Source organism: Streptomyces altiplanensis (genome assembly GCF_053591575.1).
In genome coordinates this window covers 1-24187 of sequence record NZ_JBSFUB010000104.1, presented here as the reverse complement: position 1 = coordinate 24187, position 24187 = coordinate 1, and the positions used below count along the sequence as shown (strand labels likewise).

General features: G+C 68.4%; 20 protein-coding genes and 4 pseudogenes. 14 read left to right on the top strand and 10 right to left on the bottom strand.

Annotated elements, in window-relative coordinates; all coding sequences use genetic code 11:
* The 5 genes from ACWD0Y_RS30790 to ACWD0Y_RS30770 form a co-directional block, all read right to left on the bottom strand.
* The coding region (locus ACWD0Y_RS30790; RefSeq protein ID WP_450263579.1) for a helix-turn-helix domain-containing protein at window positions 1-308 on the bottom strand (308 nt) is incomplete at its 3' end.
* A gap of 36 nt (window positions 309-344) precedes the next feature.
* Window positions 345-491: a hypothetical protein gene (locus tag ACWD0Y_RS30785; protein ID WP_450263578.1), complete on the bottom strand. Its 147-nt coding sequence runs from the start codon at window positions 489-491 to the stop codon at window positions 345-347.
* Window positions 488-850 carry a hypothetical protein gene (locus tag ACWD0Y_RS30780; RefSeq protein WP_450263577.1) on the bottom strand — a complete coding sequence of 121 codons (363 nt, stop codon included), beginning with the start codon at window positions 848-850 and terminating at the stop codon, window positions 488-490. The genes ACWD0Y_RS30785 and ACWD0Y_RS30780 overlap by 4 nt, the downstream gene beginning before the upstream one ends.
* A gap of 1077 nt (window positions 851-1927) precedes the next feature.
* Window positions 1928-2473: a hypothetical protein gene (locus ACWD0Y_RS30775; RefSeq protein WP_450263576.1), complete on the bottom strand. Its 546-nt coding sequence runs from the start codon at window positions 2471-2473 to the stop codon at window positions 1928-1930.
* A gap of 310 nt (window positions 2474-2783) precedes the next feature.
* Window positions 2784-3119, bottom strand: coding sequence for an RRQRL motif-containing zinc-binding protein (locus tag ACWD0Y_RS30770; RefSeq protein ID WP_450263575.1), 336 nt, complete (start codon window positions 3117-3119; stop codon window positions 2784-2786).
* A gap of 825 nt (window positions 3120-3944) precedes the next feature.
* On the opposite strand from ACWD0Y_RS30770, the gene ACWD0Y_RS30765 reads away from it, so the two are divergent.
* From ACWD0Y_RS30765 to ACWD0Y_RS30735, 7 genes and pseudogenes are all read left to right on the top strand, one after another.
* Window positions 3945-4859, top strand: a complete 915-nt coding sequence (locus ACWD0Y_RS30765; RefSeq protein ID WP_450263580.1) for a transposase family protein — start codon at window positions 3945-3947, stop codon at window positions 4857-4859.
* Window positions 4860-5360: 501 nt separating this feature from the next.
* A complete protein-coding gene (locus ACWD0Y_RS30760; RefSeq protein WP_450263574.1) occupies window positions 5361-6635 on the top strand; it encodes an MFS transporter in 1275 nt (424 codons plus the stop codon).
* The gene (locus tag ACWD0Y_RS30755; protein WP_450263573.1) at window positions 6632-8461 is read left to right on the top strand and encodes a prolyl oligopeptidase family serine peptidase; all 1830 of its coding nucleotides are present in this window, start codon (window positions 6632-6634) and stop codon (window positions 8459-8461) included. Before ACWD0Y_RS30760 ends, ACWD0Y_RS30755 begins: the two co-directional genes overlap by 4 nt.
* 308 nt (window positions 8462-8769) lie before the next feature.
* Window positions 8770-10671: a RiPP maturation radical SAM C-methyltransferase gene (locus ACWD0Y_RS30750; RefSeq protein WP_450263572.1), complete on the top strand. Its 1902-nt coding sequence runs from the start codon at window positions 8770-8772 to the stop codon at window positions 10669-10671.
* A 32-nt stretch (window positions 10672-10703) separates the two neighbouring features.
* Window positions 10704-11363 carry a DUF5825 family protein gene (locus tag ACWD0Y_RS30745; protein ID WP_193475424.1) on the top strand — a complete coding sequence of 220 codons (660 nt, stop codon included), beginning with the start codon at window positions 10704-10706 and terminating at the stop codon, window positions 11361-11363.
* Between the two features lie 53 nt (window positions 11364-11416).
* Window positions 11417-11545, top strand: a pseudogene (locus tag ACWD0Y_RS30740) (ATP-binding protein); the annotation flags it as partial.
* Between the two features lie 128 nt (window positions 11546-11673).
* Window positions 11674-11820, top strand: a pseudogene (locus ACWD0Y_RS30735) (fic family toxin-antitoxin system, toxin component); the annotation flags it as partial.
* Between the two features lie 284 nt (window positions 11821-12104).
* Here the strand turns inward: ACWD0Y_RS30735 and ACWD0Y_RS30730 are convergent.
* Window positions 12105-12809 carry a DUF4386 domain-containing protein gene (locus ACWD0Y_RS30730; RefSeq protein ID WP_450263571.1) on the bottom strand — a complete coding sequence of 235 codons (705 nt, stop codon included), beginning with the start codon at window positions 12807-12809 and terminating at the stop codon, window positions 12105-12107.
* Window positions 12810-12925: 116 nt separating this feature from the next.
* On the opposite strand from ACWD0Y_RS30730, the gene ACWD0Y_RS30725 reads away from it, so the two are divergent.
* On the top strand, window positions 12926-13609 hold the full coding sequence (locus tag ACWD0Y_RS30725) for a TetR/AcrR family transcriptional regulator C-terminal domain-containing protein (RefSeq protein ID WP_093804385.1): 684 nt from the start codon (window positions 12926-12928) through the stop codon (window positions 13607-13609).
* A 274-nt stretch (window positions 13610-13883) separates the two neighbouring features.
* Window positions 13884-14111, top strand: a pseudogene (locus ACWD0Y_RS30720) (nuclear transport factor 2 family protein); the annotation flags it as partial.
* A 150-nt stretch (window positions 14112-14261) separates the two neighbouring features.
* On the opposite strand, the gene ACWD0Y_RS30715 reads toward ACWD0Y_RS30720, so the two are convergent.
* Window positions 14262-15452, bottom strand: a complete 1191-nt coding sequence (locus ACWD0Y_RS30715) for a hypothetical protein (protein ID WP_450263570.1) — start codon at window positions 15450-15452, stop codon at window positions 14262-14264.
* Between the two features lie 186 nt (window positions 15453-15638).
* Window positions 15639-15830, bottom strand: a complete 192-nt coding sequence (locus ACWD0Y_RS30710) for a C40 family peptidase (protein ID WP_450263569.1) — start codon at window positions 15828-15830, stop codon at window positions 15639-15641.
* Window positions 15831-15843: 13 nt separating this feature from the next.
* On the opposite strand from ACWD0Y_RS30710, the gene ACWD0Y_RS30705 reads away from it, so the two are divergent.
* Complete coding sequence (locus tag ACWD0Y_RS30705) at window positions 15844-16011, top strand: hypothetical protein (RefSeq protein ID WP_450263568.1); 168 nt, start codon at window positions 15844-15846, stop codon at window positions 16009-16011.
* A gap of 956 nt (window positions 16012-16967) precedes the next feature.
* Complete coding sequence (locus tag ACWD0Y_RS30700) at window positions 16968-17255, top strand: hypothetical protein (protein ID WP_450263567.1); 288 nt, start codon at window positions 16968-16970, stop codon at window positions 17253-17255.
* A 27-nt stretch (window positions 17256-17282) separates the two neighbouring features.
* On the opposite strand, the gene ACWD0Y_RS30695 is transcribed toward ACWD0Y_RS30700, so the two are convergent.
* Window positions 17283-18491, bottom strand: a complete 1209-nt coding sequence (locus ACWD0Y_RS30695; protein ID WP_450263566.1) for an IS110 family transposase — start codon at window positions 18489-18491, stop codon at window positions 17283-17285.
* 228 nt (window positions 18492-18719) lie between these two features.
* Between ACWD0Y_RS30695 and ACWD0Y_RS30690 the strand changes: the two are divergent.
* Window positions 18720-19184: pseudogene (locus tag ACWD0Y_RS30690) on the top strand (IS5 family transposase); the annotation flags it as partial.
* 250 nt (window positions 19185-19434) lie between these two features.
* On the opposite strand, the gene ACWD0Y_RS30685 reads toward ACWD0Y_RS30690, so the two are convergent.
* Window positions 19435-19737, bottom strand: a complete 303-nt coding sequence (locus ACWD0Y_RS30685) for a transposase (RefSeq protein WP_450263565.1) — start codon at window positions 19735-19737, stop codon at window positions 19435-19437.
* A 721-nt stretch (window positions 19738-20458) separates the two neighbouring features.
* Between ACWD0Y_RS30685 and ACWD0Y_RS30680 the strand changes: the two genes are divergently transcribed.
* Window positions 20459-22843: a proprotein convertase P-domain-containing protein gene (locus ACWD0Y_RS30680; RefSeq protein WP_450263564.1), complete on the top strand. Its 2385-nt coding sequence runs from the start codon at window positions 20459-20461 to the stop codon at window positions 22841-22843.
* A gap of 398 nt (window positions 22844-23241) precedes the next feature.
* Window positions 23242-23997: a hypothetical protein gene (locus ACWD0Y_RS30675; RefSeq protein ID WP_450263563.1), complete on the top strand. Its 756-nt coding sequence runs from the start codon at window positions 23242-23244 to the stop codon at window positions 23995-23997.
* The last annotated feature ends 190 nt before the right edge of the window (window positions 23998-24187 follow it).

Below are 24187 nucleotides of genomic sequence, written 5' to 3'. Positions count from 1 at the left end.
AGCTGCCCGGAAAGCCCCACGTCACAGGGCCGGTGATCGAGGACCGCCTGCCGCACCGCGGCCTGCTCGGCCTCCCCGAGCACCTGGTGCACCCCGACCGGCTTGCCGCGAGGACGCATGACCAGCGCCTCCCGACCGCCGGCCTGCCACTTCGCCCACCACGTGTCGACAGCCTTCAGCGACACCCCGAAGACCGCTGCCACATCCTCGCGGTCCCGTCCCGCCACCAGCGCGGCCACCGCCCGCAGCCGCAGGGCCTCCTGCGCCGACGGCGACAGGTGCCGCGCATCCCCCACCAGATCACTCACACCCCACCAACGACCCAGAACCCAAACCGTTTCTGATCAATAGAGAGCCATGCGGTGGACGTCGGCTTCGGTGGTGAGGGCGGCCACGGTCATGTTTCCGTTGGAGACGGTGTCCTGGCCGGTGAGGAGCCGGTCCATGGCCTCGCGGATGCGGATCCGTTCGTCTTGGTGGTCCTGATTCATGTCAGGGCCTCGGCGGTCTGGGCAGTGGCGTCATGGGCATCGGCCATCTTGCGGAAGTTGTCGGCGTTGCGCCGCAGCCGTTTGGCGAGCTTCTCCGGGAGGAGGCTGGCCTTGAGGTCGATCGCGTCGGCCTTTTTCCGCATCTGACGTGCGTGCATGTCGGTGCGGACGGCGTTGCCGCAGCCTTGCTGGCAGGCGTACTGCCTCGGCGCGGTCTCACCAGGGTTGGGTTCGCAGAGCGCGTTGTCGTGCTTGAACGCGCAGCTCAGGAACGAGTCCGGGTTGTCGTAGAGCACGACGCCGTCGCGGGCGAGGAACTTGGCGGCCTTCTTCGTGAACGTCCTGGGGCGATGCGGCACTCGAACCGCGGCGTCGTCGCAGCGGCCGTCAGGGCTCGGCGGGCGGCCGCGCCGGAGACCTTCTCCCCGGCAGCGACGCGGTCGCGAAGGTGAGCGGCGGTGTCTGCAGCGGCCAGAGCGGTCTCGACGCCGAGTACGGAGTGGATGCCCCGTCGGCTGCGGGTGCCGTAGCCGCTGGAGGTCCGGGCATCCAGGACCGTGCGCATATGTCCGTACTGGATCGCGAGCGCGATCAGCCCGCCGGGACGGCTTGCTCAGGCAGGCCGTGGGAGGGCCAGCGAGGCGATCCCGACTGAGGCGCGTACGCGTTCCAGGCGGGTGCGGCTCACCGGCGGCCGCCGGGGCGGGTGGTGAGCCAGGTGGTGACGGCGGCGGCGTCGATGCCGATGGCGCGGTGAAGAGCCGGGCTTGTTGACTGCACTGACGGTGCTCACGTCCCGGCGCCGTGATTCGGGGCAGGGCGGCGGTCAGACCCTGACCGCCCGTTCTCGATGACGAGGGCCAGCCCGCTCGCGCCAGGCGTTCGGAGCCCGGGAAGCGGATCGCCGCGTCGGAACGCCGAGGATCGATAGGGGGACGAACTGCGCCTGACTGTGGGACAGTTCATGATGTCGTGCCACCGGCTGCCGGGGGGAAGGGCGGAATATGGCGCACGAAGAGAAGGCCATGCTGACGGCTCGCGAGGTGAGCTACTTGTGGCCGGGCGTCCGTACTCACTCGGTGCATGTGAATGCGGTGGCCCATGGGGTGCGGATAGCAACGGATAGCTGGCTGACCACTACGGGGTACGCCCACAAGGTGCGGTATAACGCCGACGACGTTCGCCGAGTGGCCGCGCAGGTAGCAGCCGAGCCACTCAAGGGGCCGTCCCAGGTACCGTGCTGTCTGGTGCTGATCGTTCTGGCAGCGGCACCGCTCGTGTGGCTGGCGATACACATAGGAAGCGGAGGCGGGTGGTGAAGGTCAAGTGTGTGGCTGCGCGGCCGACCAGCCGCGAGATGCTGGGGTGTCAACTGCATCATCTCTGGCTCGTTGGGCAGGGCGCTTCCGAGCCTCAAGGAGAGGCCGATCAGATGCCTACACGCGTGGGTACGGCGTCCGCACATTCGTGCCGATCACCTGGGTGAGGACTTGTCGGAACGTGATGAGGTCTTCGGCCACCGCTTCGATGACGGCCTCGATCTCGCTGTCGGTGCAGAGAAGGTCAGTGAGATACATGCCGTTCATCCCGGCCGCCTTCAGTTCGGCGAACCCCTTCGAGTCGACGTGCTCCAGGAGCCAGCGGACCGGCCAACGCCGATCGAGGAAGGCGTGAGTCACAGCCGACACGGCCAGGCCCGCCACCAGACCGGACCAGGCCATCTCCAGCGGCAGAACAACCCAGACCAACGTCAGCATCACGGCCATCACCAAGTGGTACTGGGCAACATGGCCCAGGCACGAACCCCAGCCCCGCCGAGGGCTGGCACCGTCGGCGATCTCTGCCTCCGACGGTTCCGCCTTCCCCGCGGCCTGGTGGTCGGTCTGCCCAATGACGTGGTCCGCGAGGTTGTGAGCGACAGCGAGCACGGCCCACACCGAGCCGAACGTCGCCAAGGTGGCGACCTGATCGATGGAGGCCATCAGGGGCCACCCACAAGAGCGAATCGCGAGGCGAGACCGTGACGCCGTATAACCGCGACACCGGTGGCCTGCACCGGGAAGCTGCTGCCCCCGGTCGCGAGCCTCGGAACCGAGACACTCGACATGGTGGACACGGTCTCTGCCGCGTTAACCCAGTAATCGCCGACGGCGCTGGCGGCGCGGGTCAGTCCGAGCAGGGTGGCGAAGACTGCGGGACGGTGAGCATGCATGCTGGGGTTCTCCTGATCTCGAAGGGGTGAGGGAGCGGGCGGCCGGCCTTTGCCGGTGTGGCCGGGACGGGGCACGCTGCTTATGCGGCCAGCCGGTGAACAACGGGTGCTGCGGGCGCGAGGTAGCTGCTGGGGTCCACGGGGGTGCCGTCGAAGCACTCGATGCAACAGCCGAGCTTCTTGGAGAGGCAGAAGAAGAAGCGTCTTCCGCAGACGCCGCAGGTCTGGCGAGCTGCCATCGCCTGGTCCAGGGCCCATTCCTGAACGAGCGTCGGGACGCGCTTGGGCACGGCCAGGTCGACGCGGAGCAGGAAGCCGCAGGTGGGATGGATGCACGACCACTGCGGGCGGTATCCGCACCACTTGCAGCGCAGGAGCGCGACCGGCCCGTCGTTGCCGCCGGGGCTGAGGCCCATGTCCCTGAGTTGACGCCTGGTGACCAGGCCCTTCGGGGACCGCGCCGCGATCGAACTCCGAAACCAGCGGGTTCGAGGAATCTGCAGGGTGCTCTCGCCGGAACCCGATGGAGGGATGGAGTTCTGCTGGGGGTGCCACGCGGGTTCGAGGTCAGCGCGTGCGACAAGATGGGACCCGGTCGGTGGAGGGATGTTGGGATGGGTTATGAACTGCAGGCAGTCATCGCCGAAGACGAGGTGCTCCGTGGCGCCTCACAGGACTTGCCTGCCGCTCGGGTGGCCTCTCTCGGCCGGGGCCTGTCGCTGATACCGATGACGGACCAGTTATTCGACGCTGTAACGGACGGCACCGAGGGCGCTCTGGGGTTCTGCGGCTTCCGGGAGGGTTCGACAAGCGGCTTGCGGACTGGTCAGCCGCTGGAGCGGTGGCCTACGTGGAAGCCGAGCACTTCGGTGGTGTCGGCGAGCAACGCGCTGCTGTCTGGGCCGATGGGGCCGTCGTACTAGGACCGCTCCATGTACCGGAGGGTCAGCCCTTCGGATCCGCTGGCAGCCCAATCTCGCAGGCCCTCCGGAGGCTGGGGGTGGCGGCAGATGCGGCCACGGACGAGTTCACGACCATAGGACTGGATCGCCATCGGCGCAGCGAGGACTGGATTGCTTAGGCGGTGACTTCCGGATTCCTGCAGCGATAGGCAGGATGCTGGATCCGCTCGCGGAATCTGCTCATAGCTGTGAAAACTCACCGCCGTCGCTTACGAGTTGGTGCGTGATAGCGGGTGGGGCTTCGTGCGAGGCAGGTGGCATGATCCGGTTGTGGCGATCATGGTCAATCGGGCGGTGCTGGCGCATCGGCTGTTCACGGGGATCTCTCGGCGTCATCTCGCTCGCCTGGTTGAGGAGTTGGCCGTGCCGTGGCAGGCCGGTGTCGAAGGCCGCCGCCATGCTGCACGAGGTGGGGACAGGAAGCGGGCTGCGGGTGCCGGCGCTTGTCACCAGCTGGTGTTCGTCGACTGGCTGGTGGCCACGCTGATCCATCTGCGCCATGATCTGCCGCACTCGGTCCTGGGCCTGTTGTTCGGCGTCGACCGCTCCACCATCACCCGCGCGATCGGGGAGATACGCGCGCTTCTGGCCGAGCGGGGGTGTGCGGTCCCCGACCGCCCCGGCCTGCGTCTTCGGACGTTGAGGGACGTGTTCGCCTATGCCCAGGCCGAAGGCGTCGAGCTGCGGCTGGACGCCACCGAGATCCAGGTCCGTAGGCCGCCGGCCGGCCGCGGCGGTCGCCGTGCGTTCGTGTCGGGCAAGAAGAAGCAGAACACGATGAAGGCCACCGTGATCGCCGACTGGCGTGGCCGCACACTATGGACCGATGCCCTGCGGCCTGGACGTATGCACGACACCACCGCCGCCCGCAACGAAGGCATCGCCATCTGTTTCCAGCACTTTCCCGACGTCGAGGTCCTCTTGGACGACGGCTACCTGGGCCTGAGCCGCGACCACCGCGGGCAAGCGATCACACCGCCCAGAAAGCCGCGGCCGGGAGCACTGCCCGGCAGAGTCGAACAGTGGGAACGCGACCGCCACGGCCACTCCTCCGACCGCATCAGCGTCGAACACGCCCTCGCCGACCACAAACGCTGGAAGCAACTGATGCGCTGGACCCACCGCCGCGACCGCCTCCCCGACACCTACCGCGCCATCGCCGGTCTCGTCTCCGACCGCACCATCAACGCCTGACAACAGGCCACGAACAGGCCAAACACGCCCCACCCGCTATCACGCACCAACTCGTAAATTTCAAGCTCAGGACCCGGCGGGCAACCGGAAGGAGGCCGCGGTACTCCACGGGGCGGGCGGATCCGAGTCCGCCGCGGCCCCCGCGCCCGGCGGCGGCCCCGGTGCCGCGGCGGAGGAGCGTCCGGCCAGGCAGGATCATCCTCCGGATGGCGGACGCGGCGACGGGCCGCGTCCTCCGCCCGACACCGAGGGCCGCAGCGCGCGTTGCGCGTTTCCCGCCGTTCCGGAATCGACGGCCGTGCGAGGTGGCGTGGCACCAACGCGGACCGTCCGCCGTACCGGGGCGAGCCATTTCTTGATCGAAAATGACATTTCAGGGACGGTATTGTGCGCCGTGAATCCCTTCGCTACGATCGCACCCTCACCGGCCGTAAGTCCGCTCATTGCAGGGGGCGATGTGGGTGCGTCAGCGTCAGAATCACTCCCCGAGCGGGATTACTGATGGGCGATTCCGAACGGAATTCAATGCCTTCCGGCCCTGAATTAGCGGAAGGTGAGCGATTATCAAAGGGCTCGCCTTCTTCTCCTTTCCGAAGACGGGATTACTCCCTATTCTGGGTGGCGGGCGCCGTCGACGGTCTCGGGACCTGTGCGTCCGCCCTCTTCCTTCCGCTGATCCTCCTGGGCGCCGGGTACTCGTCCGGGCTCGCCGGCCTCGTCGCCTCGGTGGCACTGGTCAGCGGGCTCGTCGTCTCGCCGGTCGCGGGCGTGTTCGCCGACCGGCTGCCGCGCAAGCCGATGATGTACACGGCGGCCCTGGTCGCCGCGGGCGCCATGGGCTCGGTGTTCGTGACCGTGGCACTCGGCCATGTCGTCCTCCTCCACGTACTCGTCGCGGCCGTCGTCGAGCAGGCGGCCAGCGCCACCTACGGGGCGGCCGCCTCCGGTACGATCCGGCGGCTCGTGCCCCCCGAGGAGTACCCCCGGGCGATCGGGTACCTCCAGGCACGGGACCAGGCGGTCCAGATCGTCGGCCCGACGCTGGGCGGGGTCCTCTACCAGGCGGCGCGGTGGGTGCCGCTGCTCGCGGACGCCGTGTCGTTCCTGCTGGTGGCCGTGTTGAGCAGGGCGATGCGCGCGGACCTGACGCCCGTACGGGAGACGACCGCCCCGTCCTTCGCCCGTGAGCTGGCCGACGGCCTGCGCTTCGTGTGGGCGCACCCCTTCCTGCGCTTCGTGGTCGTGTGGACGGCCGGGGTTAACGCCCTGCTGGGAGCGCTGTACTTCCACGCCGTCTTCGCCTCGCACGCCGAGGGCGCCAGCCCCTCCTCGATCGGTCTCATCCTCACCCTCGCGGGCGTCGGCGGGCTGCTGGGCGCGCTCGCCGCGCCCTGGCTGGTGCAGCGGGTGGCGGCTCCCCGGATCGTCACGGGCGCCTCGTGGGTCATGGTGCCGACGGCAGCCGGGCTCGCGTACGCCTCCCAGACCTGGTCCTACGGGCTGCTGCTGAGCGGGGTGTCGCTGATCGTGCCGTCGGTGGCGGTCGTGCTCCAGACCCGGGCGGTGCTGGTGACCCCCGACGGTCTGCTGGCCCGGATGGGCACGGTGCTGGGCACCGCCGGCCAGGGCGTCGCCGCACTCGCCCCGGTGCTGGCCGGGGTCCTGGTGGCCGCGTACGGCGGCCGCACGGTCGCGTGGGGCTGCGCCGGGGCCTTCGCCGCGCTGGCCCTGTATGCGACGGCCAGGTCCGCTCTCGTCGTCCGGGAGGTGCCGTGACGGCGTTCTCCCCGCGGACGGTCACGCGCGGCTACGGCGTCTACCGCCCGGTGCTGCCGGTGACCAGTCCCCGCAACCCGGACCGGATGGTGTACACGGGGGACGCCGACGGCCGGTGCGAGATCTTCACCTGGGACCGGTCCAGCGGCGGCGGACGGCAGTTGACCGACCGTCCCCACGGCACGCTGCTGTGCGCCATCGACGGCGACGAGGCCGTGTGGTGGTTCGACGAGGACCGCGGCGGCAGCGGCGGCTGGCGCACCCAGGACTTCGACGGCGGCCCGGACCGCCCGGCGCTGCTCGACGTGCCCTGCGGGCGGCCCGCCGGGCTGGCGCTGACGGAACGGGGCACGGTGGCCGTCGGCATCCGCGGGAGCGAGGGATTCAGCGTGCACCTGGGGCGGCGCGGCGGCCGGGGCACGCCCGTCCTGCGCACGACGGACTCCGCTACCCTGTGCGATCTGGCGCCGGACGGCGGCCTGCTGGCGGTGACCGGCCCCGCGCACTCGGCCCGCGCCGTGACGCTGCTGACCCCGGACGGGAGCACCGCCGCGGTGCTCTCCGGCACCCGGGAACGCACCTGGGCGCTCGGCTTCGCGCCCGCGCCCACCCCGCCCCCGGGCCCCCGAGGCACGTCCGGCCATACGCTGCTGCTGGTCATGCGCGAGCGGGCCGGCCGCTACCACCTTGGAGTCTGGAGCCCCGGCGCCGGACTGGAACTGCTGCCCTGGTGCTCCTTCGACACCGAGACGACCGCCCGCTGGTACCCCGGCCCGGGCAGCGCGCGGGTCCTGCTGCGACAGGACCGGCACGGCCGCAGCAGGTTGTTCACCGCGGACCTGGAGCGCGGCCAGCTGACCCCCGTGCCCACCCCCGAGGGAAGCATCCTGGCCGCGTCACCCACCGCCGGCGGCGACGTGCACTACATCTGGACAGACGCGGTGACCGTGCCCCGCGCGATGTCCCTGTCGGGTGCGCCGCTGCCCGGGCAGAGCCAGTGGCGCACCCCCCGCTTCGGCCACCGCCGGGACCTGTGGACGCCGGGACCCGACGGCCCCGTGCACACCTTCGTCACCACACCCGCGGACCGCCCCGGACCCTACCCGCTGGTCCTCCTCGTCCACGGCGGCCCGGCCGACCACGACCGCGACGCCTACGACCCCATGGTGCAGACCCTGGTCGGCTCGGGCCTCGCCGTGGCCCGCGTCAACTACCGGGGCTCGACCGGCTACGGGCCGCGCTGGCGCTCCGCGTACTCCGAGGGCGTCGGCCACACCCAGGTCGCCGACCTGGTACGGGTCCGGGCCGACCTGCTGGAACGGGGCATCGGCCGCCCGGGCGCCGTGGGCCTGTGCGGCACGTCGTGGGGCGGCTATCTGACCCTGCTGGCGATGGGGATCCGCCCCGGCCTGTGGGATGTCGGGGTGGCCGTCAAACCGCTCGCCGACTGCGCCACCGCCTTCCGGCACTCCACGCCCGCCCTCCAGGCGCTGGACACCTCGCTGTTCGGCGGCACTCCCGACGAGGTGCCGGGCGCCTACGCCCACGCCTCCCCGTCCTCGTACGCCGCCGCCATCCGCTCCCCGCTGCTGGTCGTCGCCGCGCGCCGGGACGCCAAGTGCCCGCCGGAGCAGATCGAGGCGTACCTGGCCGTGCTGCGTGCGGGCGGTGTCCCGCACGAGGTGATGTGGCTGGACTCGGGCCACGACGGCTACGACGGAGCCGACCACCTGGCCGTCATACGACGGTCCCTTGCGTTTCTCGGCGGCGGGCTGCCTTCCGGGCCCGATAAGGCCGAGCCGCCACCACCCCCGGAGAGGAGGTGAACACCATGCAGAAGGACATCATCCACGGCGACCCGCTCGACGGCGACGAGGAGAGCCGCAAGCCGGGCGTCGGCGTCGTCGTCTACTTCCGCTCCGCGGAGGAGATGGAGGACGAGGACCAGTAGCGCCGAGGGGCCGGTCCCGCCACCGTGCGCGGCCGGCCCCGTCCGAAGGGCACCGGCCGGACTCCCCGGCCGGTGCCCCGTCACGGAAGTCGTCAGGCGCCCCGCCCGGCGCCTGACGACTTCCCGGCCGACGCCCGGCCGACCCGTCATGCCGTGCACTGATCACATGAGAAGAGGCGAGCCGTGCGCGTACTCCTGGTGAACATGCCCTGGGCCCCGATCGATCTCCCGTCGCTGGCTCTCGGAATTCTCAAGCGCAGCGTCGACGAGCGCGTACCGAACAGCACAGCGGACGTTCTGCACGCGAACATCGAATACGTGGACTGGATCACCAGGAACACGGAATTCACTTTGGAGGACTACTCCTACTACGCACTCGGATCGTATTTCCTGGGCTGCGGCGACTGGGTCTTCTCCTCCGCTCTCTACGACGATCCCGAATGGCGCGTCGCCGAGTTCACCGCGGCGATGGCCAACCGGGTGCCCGGGGCCCGGATGGAGATGACACAGGCCCTGCACGTCACCGCACCCGACTTCGTCCGGCACATAGCGGAACGCATCGTGGAACTCGCCCCGGACGTGGTCGGGTTCACCTCGACGTTCCAGCAGAACACCGCCGCCCTGGCCGCCGCCAAATACGTCAAGCGGCTCGCCCCGCACATCGTGACGGCCATGGGCGGCGCCAACTGCGACGGCAAGCAGGGCGAGGCCGTCCACCGCAACTTCCCCTTCGTGGACCACGTGCTGCGCGGCGAGGGCGAGGTGTCGTTCCCCGCGCTGATCAGGGCCCTGGACGCGGGCGAGCCCCTGTCCGAGGTCCCCGGGCTGTGCTGGCACGACACGGACGGCACCTCCGTGGTGAACGCCATGAGCACCAAGCCGCTGCCGCCCGCCGCGATCCTGCCGCCGGACTACTCGGGGTACTTCGAGCGGCTCGCCTCGTCCCACGCCCGGAACTGGGTCGAGCCCAAACTGGTCGTCGAGGGGGCGCGCGGCTGCTGGTGGGGCGAGAAGCACCACTGCACCTTCTGCGGGCTGAACGGCTCGTTCATGGAGTTCCGCAGCAAGAGCCCCGACGTGTTCTACGACGAGATCATGGACCTGGCGCGCAGGCACCGGGTCCTGGACATGTACGTCGTGGACAACATCCTGGACATGGGGTACGTGAAGTCGGTGCTGCCCCGCATCATCGACAGCGGCTACGACCTGCGCATGCACATCGAGATCAAGTCCAACATGCGGCGCGGACAGCTCCAGACCCTGGCGGACGCGGGCCTGATCTTCGTCCAGCCCGGCATCGAGAGTCTCAACAGCCGGGTGCTGACCCTGATGGACAAGGGCGTGACCGGCGGCCAGAACGTGCGGATGCTCCGTGACGCCGCCACCGTGGGCCTCTCGGTCGCCTGGAACTACCTGCACGGCTTCCCGGGCGAGGACGCCGAGGACTACGACGATGTGGTGGACCAACTGGCCGCGCTGGAACACCTGAACCCGCCCGTCGGCCCGTCCTCCCGGATCGCGATCGAGCGGTTCAGCCCGTACTTCGACAACCCCGGGCTCGGCTTCTCCGAGCTGCGCCCCGCCGAACCGTACCGGCTCACCTACGACCTCCCCGACGAGGAGATGTTCGACCTGGCGTACGTCTTCGACGTACCGCCCCGGGGGATCGGCGAGGACGTCGTCGAACGGCTCGACGCGGGCATCGCGCGCTGGAAGCGGAACTACGCCGGCAGCCGCCTCACCCACTGCGACCTGGAGGATCGGATCGTCCTGGTCAGCAGGCGCCGGGCCTTCGACTGGACCCGCCTGGAACTGACCGACCCGCGCGAACTGGCCTTGTTCCGGCTGCTCGACCAGCCGCACACGGTGAAAGCGGCCGCGCGCAAGCTGGACGCGGACCACCCCGTCGGCGAGGCCGACCTGCTCCGGGTCCTGAAGCGGTGGCGGGAGCTGGGCGTCGTGTTCGAGGACAGCGGGCAGTTCGTGCAGATCGCGCCGCCCGCCCTGAACGAGGAGTTTCTGCGGATCGACCACATGCGGCACACCGCCGCCCGCGAGGCCGAACTCGCCCCGACGACCGCCTGACGACCGCGCCACCGCCCGACCGAGGGACGACGATGACTCCTGCTCTCACCGCCACCGCCCCCTTCACCGTGACCGCCTCACGGGACTACGACCCCGAGGTGGGCCCCCTGCCCGCCATGTCCCTGGGCCGCTACGAGATCGACATGTCCGGCGGCGAGGCCGCCCGGCGGCTGTTCGCCGCCGGGGCCCGGCACGTCACCCTGCCCCGCCCCGTGGACCTGACGGATGCCGCCGACGCGGCCTGGACGGTCAGAGCGCTGAGCTTCGTGGGCGACCTGACCAGCCTGGCCGTCTCGGTCGACTGGCAGCTTCGCACCGGCCCGGACCCCGACGCCTGGCGCCACTTCTGCCACCTCCACCCGCCGACCGCCGTCCTCGGCACCGCGGACCCGGTCGCGACGGCGCTCGCCTGGCGCACCACGTACTACATTTGCAAATGCATCTTCCGGTACGGCCCCGGCTTCATCCAGGTCCGCGACCGGCGCTACGGCGAGCTGCGCCGCTTCACCATCGACGAACCGGAGTACCACGAGGCCGTGGCGGCCCTCGCCGACGGCGCGCCCGCCGACGCGATCCCGGGGCCCGTCCTGGACGACCTCGTCTCCGAGCACCTCGTCCTGCGCTTCGGCGACCATCTGTGGTGGGCACCGTACCGGGTCCGCCGCTGGTCGGAGGCACCGCTGGTGATCTGAGCGCACGGCCGTGGTTGTGCTCAGCAGCGTGCAGTGAGGACAGACCTGATGACTACATGGAACTCGACCGCCACGGGGCCGGACTCCTCTTCCAGGTTTTGACCGAACGCAAGGAGAAGAACAGCGTCGCCATCGCCTCCAACGAGTCCTTCGGCGGCTGGACGAAGACGTTCACTGAGCCTCTTCGAGTTGGCCACCGATCAGGTGACGGTCCACGACGCGCAACAAACGAGGCCCCCGAGCTGTTGATGGAGATGTCTGACGTCTCAACCACGCTGCTCGGGGGCCTCGTTGGTCATCTATCCTGCCGCACGCGACCGAGGCCTACCTGGCCCTCAATGCGCATGCCCTGGACTACCCGCCCAAGGCCGCCGTCGCGCTGGTACGCGACGCGGCCTGCGGAGCCCTCGGCGTCGCCCGGATCGCCCGGCAACTGCGCGACTGGACTGCCACCTGACCCTTGCGGGACGCGCACTCCAGGCAAGGACGGGGCGCGGGAGGGCAGGCGCCTGCGGCAAGCGCCTGCCGGAGGTGGCGATGAGCGGATGCGGTGCTTTCGCGTCCGAGTTGGTGCTCCTCATCCAGCTTGTCCGTCATGCCTCCGGTGCTGACCACCGTCAGCGGCCGCTGATGCCGTTCGAGCGCGTGTCGGTCGTTGCTTCTCGCAGATCATGACGTTCCCCTGCCCGGGCAGGGCTGGCGCGTCCCCCGGACGGCTCTGTCGTCAAGCTCGGGCCGACCTCACCGACGGACACCTGCCGGATCAGCCACCTCTCCGTCTGCCCGGGACGCGGCGCCTGAGCCGGGCCCGAACCCCTTGGCGATCAGCCACCCGGCCAGCCCCAGCTCCCACGCGAACACCGGGAGTGCGGCGGCCGCCCCCGCCACGGAGAGCTGCGAGTAGGTCCCGAACATCACGGCGACGGCCGAGGCGCAGATCAGCGGCCCGCCAACCAGGCCCAGCACGGCGATGAAGCGCGGCACGAGCCGTGTGCGGTACGCAAGGTAGGCAAGCAGGACGCTGTTCAGGCCGAGGGCGATGTTGGGTCCGAGCAGGAACGTCCAGTCGTGCACGGCCACCAGCGCGACGTCGGCGCCTGCCGTCGCCTCCGTGTCCCGCCGCAGGGTGACGAGCGCCAGGACGGCGACGATCCCGAGGGTGATGACGGCCGCCTCCAGCAGCCGCCCGAAGGCGTACCCGAGCGCGAGCCCCTCGCCGTGGCGCCGCAGGACGGGGAACAGTGCCGCCCCGGTACCGGCCACTGCCACCACCAGCACCACCTCGCAGAGCACCCCGAGCAGCGCCCGCATGTCGGCGCCCTGCGCGAGCCGGCCGTCCGCCGCTCCGAGCAGGGGGCGGTACAGAACGGCCCCGGCTATCGCGGCGGCCTCGGTCAGCAGGAACAGCGACCCGGTGGCCACCGCGGTTCTTCGATCCGGACTCATCTTCTCGGTACCTCTCGCTCGGTGGTGGTGTACGCCGTACACCTGGCGGAGCATAGGTGTACGGCGTACACTCGTCAAGGAGAGGGCGTTGTCGAGGAGGGAAGGGGCCGACCGGAATGACCCGACAGAAAGCCACACACACGCATCGGACCCCCCTAAACAAGGACCGCGTCCTGCGCGCCGCCGTCGCGCTCGCCGACGCCACCGGCATCGACGCGCTCAGCATGCGCAGGCTCGCGCAGGAGCTGGACGTCGTACCGATGGCCCTCTACAAGCACGTGGCCAACAAGGAGGAGCTGCTCGACGGCATGGTCGACACAGTGGTCGGCGAGATCGACCCGCCGGCTGCGGGCCCCGACTGGCAGAGCGCGGTCCGCGGGCGGATCCTCTCGGCCCGGCGGGTCCTGCTGCGCCACCCCTGGGCGGCCCGGGTCATCGAGTCGCGGACCGGCCCCACCCCGGCCGTGCTGGCGTATCTGGACTCCATGGCCGGGAGCTTCCGGGACGGCGGCCTCTCCGCCGACCTTACGCACCACGTCATGCACGCGATGGGCAGCCGCCTGCTCGGCTTCAGCCAGGAACTGTTCGACACCCCGGGCCCCTCCGGCCCGCCGGGCCCCGAGCTGGCGGCGCGCTACCCGCACATCGCGGAGCTGGCCGCGACGGCCGCACACGACGGGGGCTCCCCGGTCGGTGGCGGCTGCGATGACCAGTTCGAGTTCGAATTCGCCCTCGACCTCCTCCTGGACGGCTTCGAAAGCCTCCGCTGCCAAGGCTGGACGTCCGCACGGAAGGCGTAGCGGGTGCGGAGGGCTGATCTAGCGTCGAAGGGGTAAGGGAAGCCCAGCCGAGCCCAGAACTCGACGGCGATCCCTCGGATGAAGCGGAGCAGGCCCACGCTGACAGCCGCACAACGAGAGGGCTCGCACCTGTGCGGCGCGGCTGCGATCTCTCGGTTTGGTGTCGGTGGCGGTGAGAGTCGGTCGTGCTGGTTCAGGGGCTGGTGCTTTGGCGCTGGTCAATGGGTGTTTGTGGACGGGTGGGTCGCTGTCATGAGGCGAGAGGTTGATGGGCGGGATCGCTGTCGTGGGGCTTTATCTCATGGAGGGTGATGCTGTCTCAGGTTCGAGGGTTCTCAGTTCGGCGGTGGACATGCCGGACGAGTGGGTCCGGTATCAGTGGGTCTTCACGACGCCGGATGGAGGCCCCCGCCTGGCGGGAACGGACGTCGTCCATCTGCGGCGGAGCCTCATCGACCAGGTCATCGTCTTCGCGGGGGAGATCGACCCGTCCGCCTCCTGAGTCATCCTTCTCTTGCGCCGTCCTTCTCCTGAACCGGCCACTTCGGTGCTCCGGGGCTGCGGCCCGCCGTTGGTCAGGCTGCGGTGTTCTGGGACGTCAGCCCCAGCAGATGCCTTTCTTGCTATGGATGCGGGGAACTACCGGACCTGCTCAGTGCCAGGTGTTGTCGTTTCCGGAGGTCTGGGTCGGGAGCCGGTAGCCGAATTCCTCCCGGAGCTTCGGGGCGGCCGCGTCCGAGCGCATCGACAGCGCGACGAGCGCGGTCAAGCCGAACGTCCAGATGCCCGCGACGATCACTACAGGCGCGATATCAGTGGTCCGGGGGATCAGAGTGCCGAGTGCTCCTGCGCCCAGCAGCGCCCAGACCGTCGTGGCCGCGTGCACCTCGGACGCCTGAGTCGCCGTCGCGGTGATCGCGTGCGCGCGGTCGATGGCGGTCACATCCGTTCCGCCGCGGCGTATCCGCACGAGGGTGCGTCGCAGTCGCCGGACCCGGAGCACCGCGATGCAGGGGACGAGGAGCAGGCACAGGAGGCCGAGTCCGGCGCCGCCCAGCTGGACCTGCTTCCAGATGGGAGTCGTGGGCGAGAGCGAGGGGCTCATCACGGCGAGCACGGCGATGACGAGGGTCGCGAGCACAGGGATGCTCGCGCGGTCGAGGCCGGTGGCCTCGGCGCGGTCTCGGGCCTTGACCTGCTGCCGCAGCTTCGTGTCCGCATCGCCGAGGAGGAGCCGCGCGTGGCCCTGTTCGCCCAGGGCCTGTGCGGGAAGGCGCTCGCCCGCCGTGCGGCGCCACCTTCGGTCGGCGGCGATCAGAGCGAGGACGAGTGGGACACAGAGCACGCCCAGGACGAGCAGAGTCATCGCGATCGCCGGCCAGGCGGACGCGGCGAGCAAGACGCCGGCCGTTGCAAGGAGAAGGGAACCGATGACGACGCTGGTTACGACCGCCGGGAAGAACGGCGTGCGGCTGACGGGGCCACGCACCTCGACCGCGTTCCCCAGCGAGGGGGAGCCCTCGGCCGCTGCATACATGTCCGCGAGCGCCAGCTGCTGGAATGTCAGGCCGTAGCCGAGCACGATCAGGAAGACGGCGATACCAAGACTCGCAGCGATGAGGGGGCCGCCGAACACCGGCACGAAGGCCGGTGGGTCCTCGGGAAAGCCGAATCTGCCGATGAGTGCGAGGACGGGAAGCAGACCGAACAGCGCCCCGCAGCCCGCGGCGGCCGCGCCCGACACGCGCACCAGGCCGCCGGTGATCAGGACGCCGCGGGTAGGCGGCAGCTCGAAGCCGCGGTCGCGCCGCTCATCGCCCAGAGGGCCCCGGTTCGCTCTCATGACTCCAGATTCTCACGGCCTGCGGTCGGCCGGGGCCCTGCAAGTTCCTGTCCCAGGCAGCGCCCCCGCGGTGGAAGGTTGCTGCTTAGAGTGCATTTGACCGCACAGGAGGAGACTCCGGACCAGGTTGGCAAATTGAGGCAAGTTCCTTGGACTGAAGGCATCTTTTCGGAGCCTGCGGCCCGTCTACGCCCGGGACGCACCGTGGTAGTCGGCGCGCGGCATGGCCGTGTCGAGCGGCTCCACGGTGACGTCGCGGCCTGTCCGGGGCGCATGCAGGACACGGCCTTCTCCGGCGTAGAGGCCGACGTGGTAGATGAATCCGGAGCGGTCGGCCCAGAACACCAGGTCGCCCGGTTCCAGGTTGCCGCGGGTCACGGGCCGGTCGGAGGTGGCGTTGTACTGCGCGGCCGTGCTCCTGGTCCTCGTCGTCGTCCTGGTCGTGGTCCTGCTCGTCGACCTCGCGCACCGCTACCCGAAGGCGGCAACCCCGATGCTCGTCGGGCTCGGAGGCATGACCGTCATCGCGGCCGTCATCGTCCCGATCGTGGTCCGGTGACCTCCGTGCTCCGCTGGGCAAGCCCTCCTTCGAGAAGGGCTTGCCCAGGGCCGGGCAGGCTTGCTCGCCGGGTTGTGACCTGTGCTGGTCAGGAATCGGGTCAGTGACGTACCCGACATCGGCCCTCCAGCCCGGCGGGCCGCGCCGGTCGTGGTCGCGACTCATGGGAGCAGCTGGTCACATGCTGCGGAGCTGGGTGCGATGTGCCGGTTTGGTGGCAGTGGGAGGGGTGTCGCTGACGGCATATCAATTGGGTGGGTTTATGCGGGTGTTGATGTGCCTGGGGAGTCAGGTCACTGACACCGGGTGGTACCTGGGGCGGGCGTGGCTGTCATGGGGCGGTACACCCTGCTCCGCTCCACCGTCATGGGAACGGCACTTCTGATCCTTCCAAGGGCTGCGCGGCGCCAGGGTGGTCGGTGTCGGTTTTGTGGGGCGGAAGGGTGTGGGGCGGGGGACGAGGTCACGGCGGGGCTGAGGGCGCCCAGACCGGCGCTGATGGAGCGGCTGATGGAGCTCGACACTGTCCGGGCGTTGACCACGGCCCATGTGCGTGCGGGCGCCCAGGCCGGCGGGGTGAATGTGCGCACGGCGTGGCGCTGGCTTCAGGCGGCGCGGACAGAGGACCGTGTGGAGCGCAGGCCGCGGACCCGGCTGGAGTCGTCCGAGCAGAGGTGGGGGTGCTGGCGCAGGCGGGCGAGAACGTGGCGGCGCTGCACCGGCATCTGAAGGAGGCTGGGAGGGGTGCCTCTATGTTCTTCGTCAAGCTTCTGGGCAGCTTCGGCCGGGGGTTCGATCTTCTTCGTGGGGCATGAGACTGTCTGGTCGTGCCAGAGATGATGAGTGGGTTGGAGGCGGCCTTGGCTGAGGCGTCGTCTCCTTCGTGAACGCAACGTGTCCGGGCCGGACGCGACCTTGCTTCCTTCGCTGATGTTCCTGAAGCTGCGGAGGCGCTGGTGGGGCTGCTGCTGGACGTCGAGGACACGGCGGTGACCCGGCAGACGGCAGAGGCCCTGGCCCGCGTGGGAACGGTGGCCGCCGTAAGGCTCATTGCTCTCGCGGTTGCCGAGGCTGACGGCAACCAGGCTGACTGGCTGCAAACCGGGGTGCATGACGCGCTCGCGGGACCGGACGGTGTGCCGGACGTCGCAGCAGCCTGCGCGAAGCTCGCCCGGGACCAGGAAGAAGCTGTCCGGCGGGCTGCCGCGGATATCTCGGCGTGGACAGACGGCACAACGCGTTGACCTGAATCGACCTGCCTGTGGGCTGGTTCATGCAGCCGTCGCTTGGGGGAGGCGGGGTTCGTAGAAGGTTCCGTCCCTGAGCATGGCGAACAGGACGCTGATGCGTTGGCGGGCGAGGCGGAGGAGAGCCTGGGTGTGGGTTTTGCCGCGGGCGCGTTGCTTGTCGTAGTAGGTGCGGGAGGCAGCGTCGGCGTTCATGCAGGCGAAGGCGGAGAGGGACATGGCGCGTTTGAGCTGCCGGTTTCCGCCTCGGGGAGCGTGTTCGCCGTGGATCGATGTGCCGGACGATTTCGTGGTGGGGGCGAGGCCGGCGTAGGAGGCGAGGTGGGCGGCGCTGGGGAAGCCGGTGCCGTCGCCGACGGTGACCAGCAGGACGGCGGCGGTCCTGACGTCGACACCAGGCATCGAGGTCAGGACCTTGGAAGGGTGGGCCTCCAGGAGTTCCTCGATCCGCGCGGCGAGGAGTTTTCGCTGGTCAAGAAGGGACTGGAGCGAGCTGGCGAGGCTGGGGACGATCAGCGCGGCAGCCTCCGTGCCCGGGACGACGACGGTCTGTTCGTCGAGTGCGGTGAAAATGTCTTCGACCAGCCGCTCGGCCATCCGCGGCGCTTTGGGACGTATCAAGGTCACGAGGCGACGGCGTCCGGCTTTGTGGATCTGAGCCGGGGAACCGAACTGGTCCAGCAGTTTGAGCACGGCCGGGTGCTGGATGCGCGGTCCCAAGACCCGTTCCAGGGAAGGGTGGATCTGGGTAAGCAGGCCGCGTAGCCGGTTGGTGATCCGGGTGGACTCACCCGCGAGATCGTCGTCGAACCCGGCAATCATTGCGAGCTCGGCAACGGTCTCGTCCGAGGGATCGATCGTCCTCAGGGTGTGGGGCATTGCTCGGGCGGCGTCTGCAATGACGAACGCGTCGCGGGCGTCGGTCTTGGCTTCTCCGGGGTAGAGATCGGCGATCCGCCGCATCGTGAGTCCGGGCAGGTAGGCGACCTGGCATCCCGCGTCCCGGGCGACCGCCAGCGGCAGGGCGCCGATCGAGGCCGGCTGGTCAACGACCACCAGTACCGTTCCATGCTTGGCGTGGAGCTTGTCGAACAGCTCCCGCAGCTTCGGTTCGCTGTTGGGCAGCGGCTTGTCGAACACCTTCTTCCCCGCCCGGTTCACGGCGGTGGCGTGGTGATCACCCTTCCCGACGTCCAGGCCCAGATAGACGTCGATGCCAGTCTCGTCCGACATGCCCTTCGCTCCCGTGCTCGTGTTCTCCCCGGCCTCACCTGCGGCATCAGCGTGCCGGCATCCACGTTACGAAGAGACTGCCCGAGGGGCGCTCGTGCCTCTAATCAGCGGTCTGCCAATGCCTCCGGCACCGGCGACACCACCTTTTCGATCATCTCGACTGGGGGCTCAAGTCATACCGGGCCGAAGGCCGGGAGCCTCATTGCGAGGCCACGAAGAAGGTAACGGGGCGAACTTGCAGGTCCGAGTCCCGTGGACCGGGGTAAGCCCGGTTCCAAGATGCACGTCCTGTCCGATGCGAACGGACTGCCCCTACGGGTTGGACTCTCCGCGGCCGACACCCACGACAGTCTCGCCCTGAAGCCGATGCTGTCCCATTTCCACATGGGACACGAATCCCACGCGAGCACTTCCAAGCCCCAATGCCTCCACGCCGACAAGGCCTACGACGTTCCCCACCTGCGGCGATGGCTGTGGGGCAAACACATCGGCGTCCGCATCGCCCGCAAGGGCATCGACTCCAGCGAACGGCTTGGCCGGCGCAGGTGGGTCATCGAACGCACCATGTCCTGGCTGTCCGGCTACCGCCGGCTCAACCACCGCTACGAGCGGCACCCCGGCAACTACCTGGCCTTCCTCGGGTTGGCAGCCGCTCTCTGCTGCTACAAACGCTTCCTCAACCTCACCATGTAGGACACCGTCTTACAACTCCGGAGTCAACGAAGGCCGCATCACCGACGTCAAGTTGCAGAAACGGATCATGGCCGGACGTGCCGGCGTCTCTCTTCTCCGCCAACGCGTCGTCCTGATCGCCCACCTTCGCCGACGCTATACGGACCGGCCGACCGTGGCACCGAGATGATCTCCGCCTACGAAAATCTTGCCAGCCACGTTCATGCGTACGCCGACACCTGCTTCTCCGCCTCGATGAACGGGTGCACCGTCACCGGGTCTCCTTCGCGAAGAAAGCCGTGGCCCGCTTGAGGACGTCGACATCCTCGCGCAGCCGGCGGTTCTCCCGGCGCAACGCGGCCAGTTCCGCGCGCTCGCCGCTGGTCAGTCCATTGCGCTCGCCCGTGTCGACCTCGGTCTGCTTGACCCAATCCCGCACCGCGGTCTCGGTCAGTTCGAAGTCCTTGGCGACTTGCCCGACCGAGCGGTCGCCTCGTCGGCACAGCCCGACGAGCTCGGCCTTGAACTCCGGCATGAACGAACGGCGAGGGCGGCGAGGCTTCTTCTTCCCCATGCTCTCCATGATGGGCATCCTCCCGGGGCTGAACCCCTGATCTCGAACGTCTGTCAAAGCGGATCAAGCCCACACTCTTCTTGCACTTGCTGAAGGTGCATGCCTGCTCGATGCCCGAGAGCTACGCGACCGTGTCCTGTATCACATCACGCCAGGTAATTGAGTCGCTACTTTGCATGTGCGCAGTGAGGGACGAGCTGGCTGTCAGGGTAGGAGCGAGAGATGACATGACGGTCACCAGCCCTTTCCTGTATGGCTAGTTCGCCCTGCGAGGAGTTCTCGGATGTTCTCTGCCAAGGCCACTGGCCAGGGGTATGGCTGTCGCTACTGCAACGCAGGAGAGCGTTCCGCATGCTGCTGCTAAGGGCTTGCGGCGAGAAGCGTCAGCGACTTAATGTCCGCAACGATCAAGCTAGTCGTTCTGTGCCAGGGGGGCCTATGCACAGAACTGCATTACCTGTCACGCGCCCTGCCCCGTGCTGCGGATCCTTGGCGGCATGAGGCTTGGAGGCCATCACACAACGAACGTTGTGGGCCCAACTCGCATTTCCGCTTGCCGGATACGCGGCTTCAGCGCGACCCGATACTTCGGCGAAGTCTGTTCTTTGCACGAGCAGTGGGCGAGAAATGCGCATTCTCTCAGTCCTCTGCTCGGTCTGGAGACCACCTCTCCATCCATGCCTGCGGGGACGTTACGCGCCCGCTATTTACCGAGAGCGATATGAAGAGACCTATATGGACGGTGGCCGCCATCGCGATGATGGCTGTCACCCTCGGTGGACTGCCGGCGCACGCCAGCCCGACGTCGAGCACTGCTGCCACCGTCAGTGGCGATGGCGACCCGGTTGATCCGCCTTTGTACGATGCGGCAGCCGCCGGCGGAAAGATCCGTGTCAACGTCGTCACCGAAAAGCGGGCCGACGTAGCCGACGCGGCAGCCGTCGGCGAGACGGTTCAGGCATTCGACGTGCTTCCCGTGGTCACCCTCAAGGTGGACGCCGGGGGTCTGGAAGAGCTGGCGGCGCAGCCGGGGGTCGTCAGCGTCACGGAGGACGTCCCCGTCGCCCCTTCCCTCGACGAAAGCGTTCCCCTGATCGGGGGCGACAAGGCCATCAAGTCGGGCATGACGGGCAAGGGCAGTGTCATCGCCGTCCTGGACACGGGCATCGCCTCCAAGCACCCCTTCCTGAAGAACCGGGTCGTCGCCGAAGCATGCTTCTCGTCGAACGACCCCGCTTACGGTTCTTCCAGCCTCTGCCCCAACGGTAACGCTCAGCAGGAAGGGGCCGGCTCCGCCGACGTAGAGACCGGACCGTGCGCGACGATCGCCCAGTGCGACCACGGCACGCACGTGGCCGGTATCGCCGCGGGCAATGGCACCGGCATCACCGGCGCGCCCGTATCGGGCGTTGCTCCCGGGGCGGGCATCGTCGCCATCCAGGTCTTCAGCAAGTTCAACTCTGAGCAGTACTGCGGCGCGGCGGCCCTCCCGTGCATCAAGAGCTTCGCCAGTTCGCAGATCGCAGGGCTGGAGAAGGTCTGGCAGCTCCAGCAGACCGGAACCCCGGTCGTGGCCGCCAACCTCAGTCTCGGCGGCGGCGTGCACTCCGCCACATGTGCGAAGGACGCCCGCAAGCCGGTGATCGACCGGCTGCTCAGCGCGGGTGTCGCCACGATCACCGCTTCCGGAAACAATGGCCTCAGCGGCTCGGTCAACAGCCCCGCCTGCGTCTCCTCCGCCATCGCCGTCGGCTCCAGCAACGACGACGACGAAGCGTCCTCCTTCTCCAACCGCGGAGCACTCCTGGACTTCTTCGCCCCCGGCAACGGGATCATCTCCTCGGTCCCCGGCGGCAGTTACGACTCCATGGACGGCACGTCCATGGCCGCACCGCACGTAGCCGGAGCATTCGCCGTACTGCGCCAGAAGTACCCAGCCAAGAGCATCACCGAACTCGAGACCCTGCTGAAGAGCACCGGGACGACGGTCACCGACACCGACACCGGCATCAGCGTCCCACGCATCGACATCGGCAAGGCGATCGGCGGGGCAGACCCCACGCCGCCCCCCACCCCCGACGTCAAGCCTCGCCCCACCACCGTCATCAACGATGCGGACATGGCGATTCTCGACCTGGCCGCCATCACCTCGCCGATCACCGTGTCAGGTATCCCCGGCAAGGCACCGAAGGCACTGCAGGTGCACATCGACGCCACGCACGACTGGCGAGGAGAAGTAGAGATCGACCTGATCGACCCCGTCGGCAAGTCCTACCCCCTCAAGGCGACGGACTGGACCCAGAACGGCGGCACGATCGACAGCAACTACACGGTGGACGCGAGCACGTCCACCGCAGACGGCACCTGGAAACTCCGGGTCGAGGACAAGTCCGAGGGAGGAGTCGGCATCCTTGCCGGCTGGTCCCTGGCCTTCCCCTCCTTCGAGAAGAGGGGCGCAGCAGCCATCCCCGATCCAGGGAAGCTCAACTCCGACATCACGGTCAGCGGCTTCTCCGGCAACGCCCCCGCCGCCCTGCAGGTCCACACAGACATCACTCACGAGTGGGCCGGAGACCTGAAGATCAGCCTCATCGACCCGCAGGGTAAGGCATACCTGCTCAAGTCCACCTCCTCGACCGACGACGCTCCGGTGACGTTCACCGTTGACGCCAGCACCTCCCCGGCCGCTGGCACGTGGAGGCTGGAAGTGCAGGACACCTCCCAGGGGGCGAGCGGCACGCTGAACGGATGGTCGCTGACGTTCCCCGTCCTGGAGAACCAGACCAACCTCGCCCTCCCCGACCCTGGCGGCCTGGCGTCCCCCATAGCCGTCAAGGAAATCAAGGGCAACGCACCGAAGGCGCTCAAGGTCTACATCGACGCCACGCATGAATGGCTCGGCGACGTGGAGATCCACCTCATCGACCCCAACGGTGCTTCGCACCTGGTGAAGGACGACTCCGCGCTGGAGTCCGGCGGAGACCTCCGGCACACCTACACCGTTGACGCCGGAACAGTCCCGGCATCAGGTACATGGAAGCTCCGCGTCGAGGACGTTTCGGCGGGCGCCTCCGGCAGCCTCAACGAATGGTCGCTGGCCTTCTAGCCGGAGCCCACATTCACGACCGCACCGTACGAGAGGACTTCCTTCTCGGGATTTCGTGTGGGCGCCCGGCCGTCCGGGTGCCCACACCCCCACAGAAGAAAGCAAGCCGCGAAAGGTTGCCCCAGGAGCACAGCGGCCCGACCAGGCGTGGCTGCGCACGTGCTCGAGGGTGCCTAAATGCGCACCAAGTCTTCTCCGATGCTCAATAAAAGCTCAGAATGCGGAGTTCTTGCTCGCGCGTGATCAACTGCTGTGCAAGAATCCTTTCGAGCTGAACGCCTCAAAGTCGGGCAGTGGCGCAAAAAGACGTAAGGGAATCCCGGCAGGGTTGTTTTGTGAAAACTTTTCTCTGTCGATTATCTTGCGATGTCGAACCTAATAGCGAAGGCTGTAAAAGAATGTCGAAGACTGCAAAGATCAAGCGCACGGGCATTATCGGGCTGACCACAGCCGCGGCTGCCGCGATGACGATAGTGGCATTCCCCGTCACCGCATCGGCTACAGGCATCACCACTCCCGCCGCCTACGAGGAGTACCTCAACAACCAGGTCGAGTTCGGAGTTGACGGCGCCAGCGAAACGCTGGACCAGTTCCAGGCGCTTCCCAGCGGCGACCAGGAGAGCTTCATGAACCTCCTGAACGACCCCCAGCGCGGCCAGGAGCTCGGCGACTTCATCTCCGACACAGCCGGCGACGTCATCGACGAGGAAAACTACGCCACCGAGCTGACGAAGGAACACGAAGGCGGAGACGTCGTCCTGACAGCCGAAGTCTCTGTCAAGGACAACATCGCTGCCCCCGACCCCGACGACGACCTCTCCGACCCCTCGGTAACCTACCGAGACAGGACCGTCACCTACTCCGTTTACGACAGGATCTTCGGAATCAAGGTCACCAGGGTGTCGGTCGGTGTCAACTACCGGCACACCTCCTCGAAGGTGACCAAGGTCTACAGCGGATTCGCCTCGAACAGGAACTTCGTTCCGTTCTCCAAATTCTCCCACGGCGTCGTTTCCAAGTGGATTTCCGCGAACCCGGCCAACAACGCCCACGCCGAGACGGTCTGGCAGGGCGAGTGGGCCGGTTTCGACTGGGACGCACGCCAGCGGGTCTGGGCCGACCAGGCCGGCTTCAAGGGCGGCTACCTCAAGTAGTCCCGAGGGAATATCCTTCAGCACGCTGGAGCCAGCCACGGCGCGACGTGTCGTTCGGCTGGCTCCAGCTACCGATTCTGAGGTCTGCTTTCCTAAGCTTGGTGTTTAACCTCGGCCGTTCACCTGACCCGCTGGTCTTGGTTCGTTCCCGGGACAGCAGGGCGGCCGTTCTTCACGCTTCGAGGTGTCG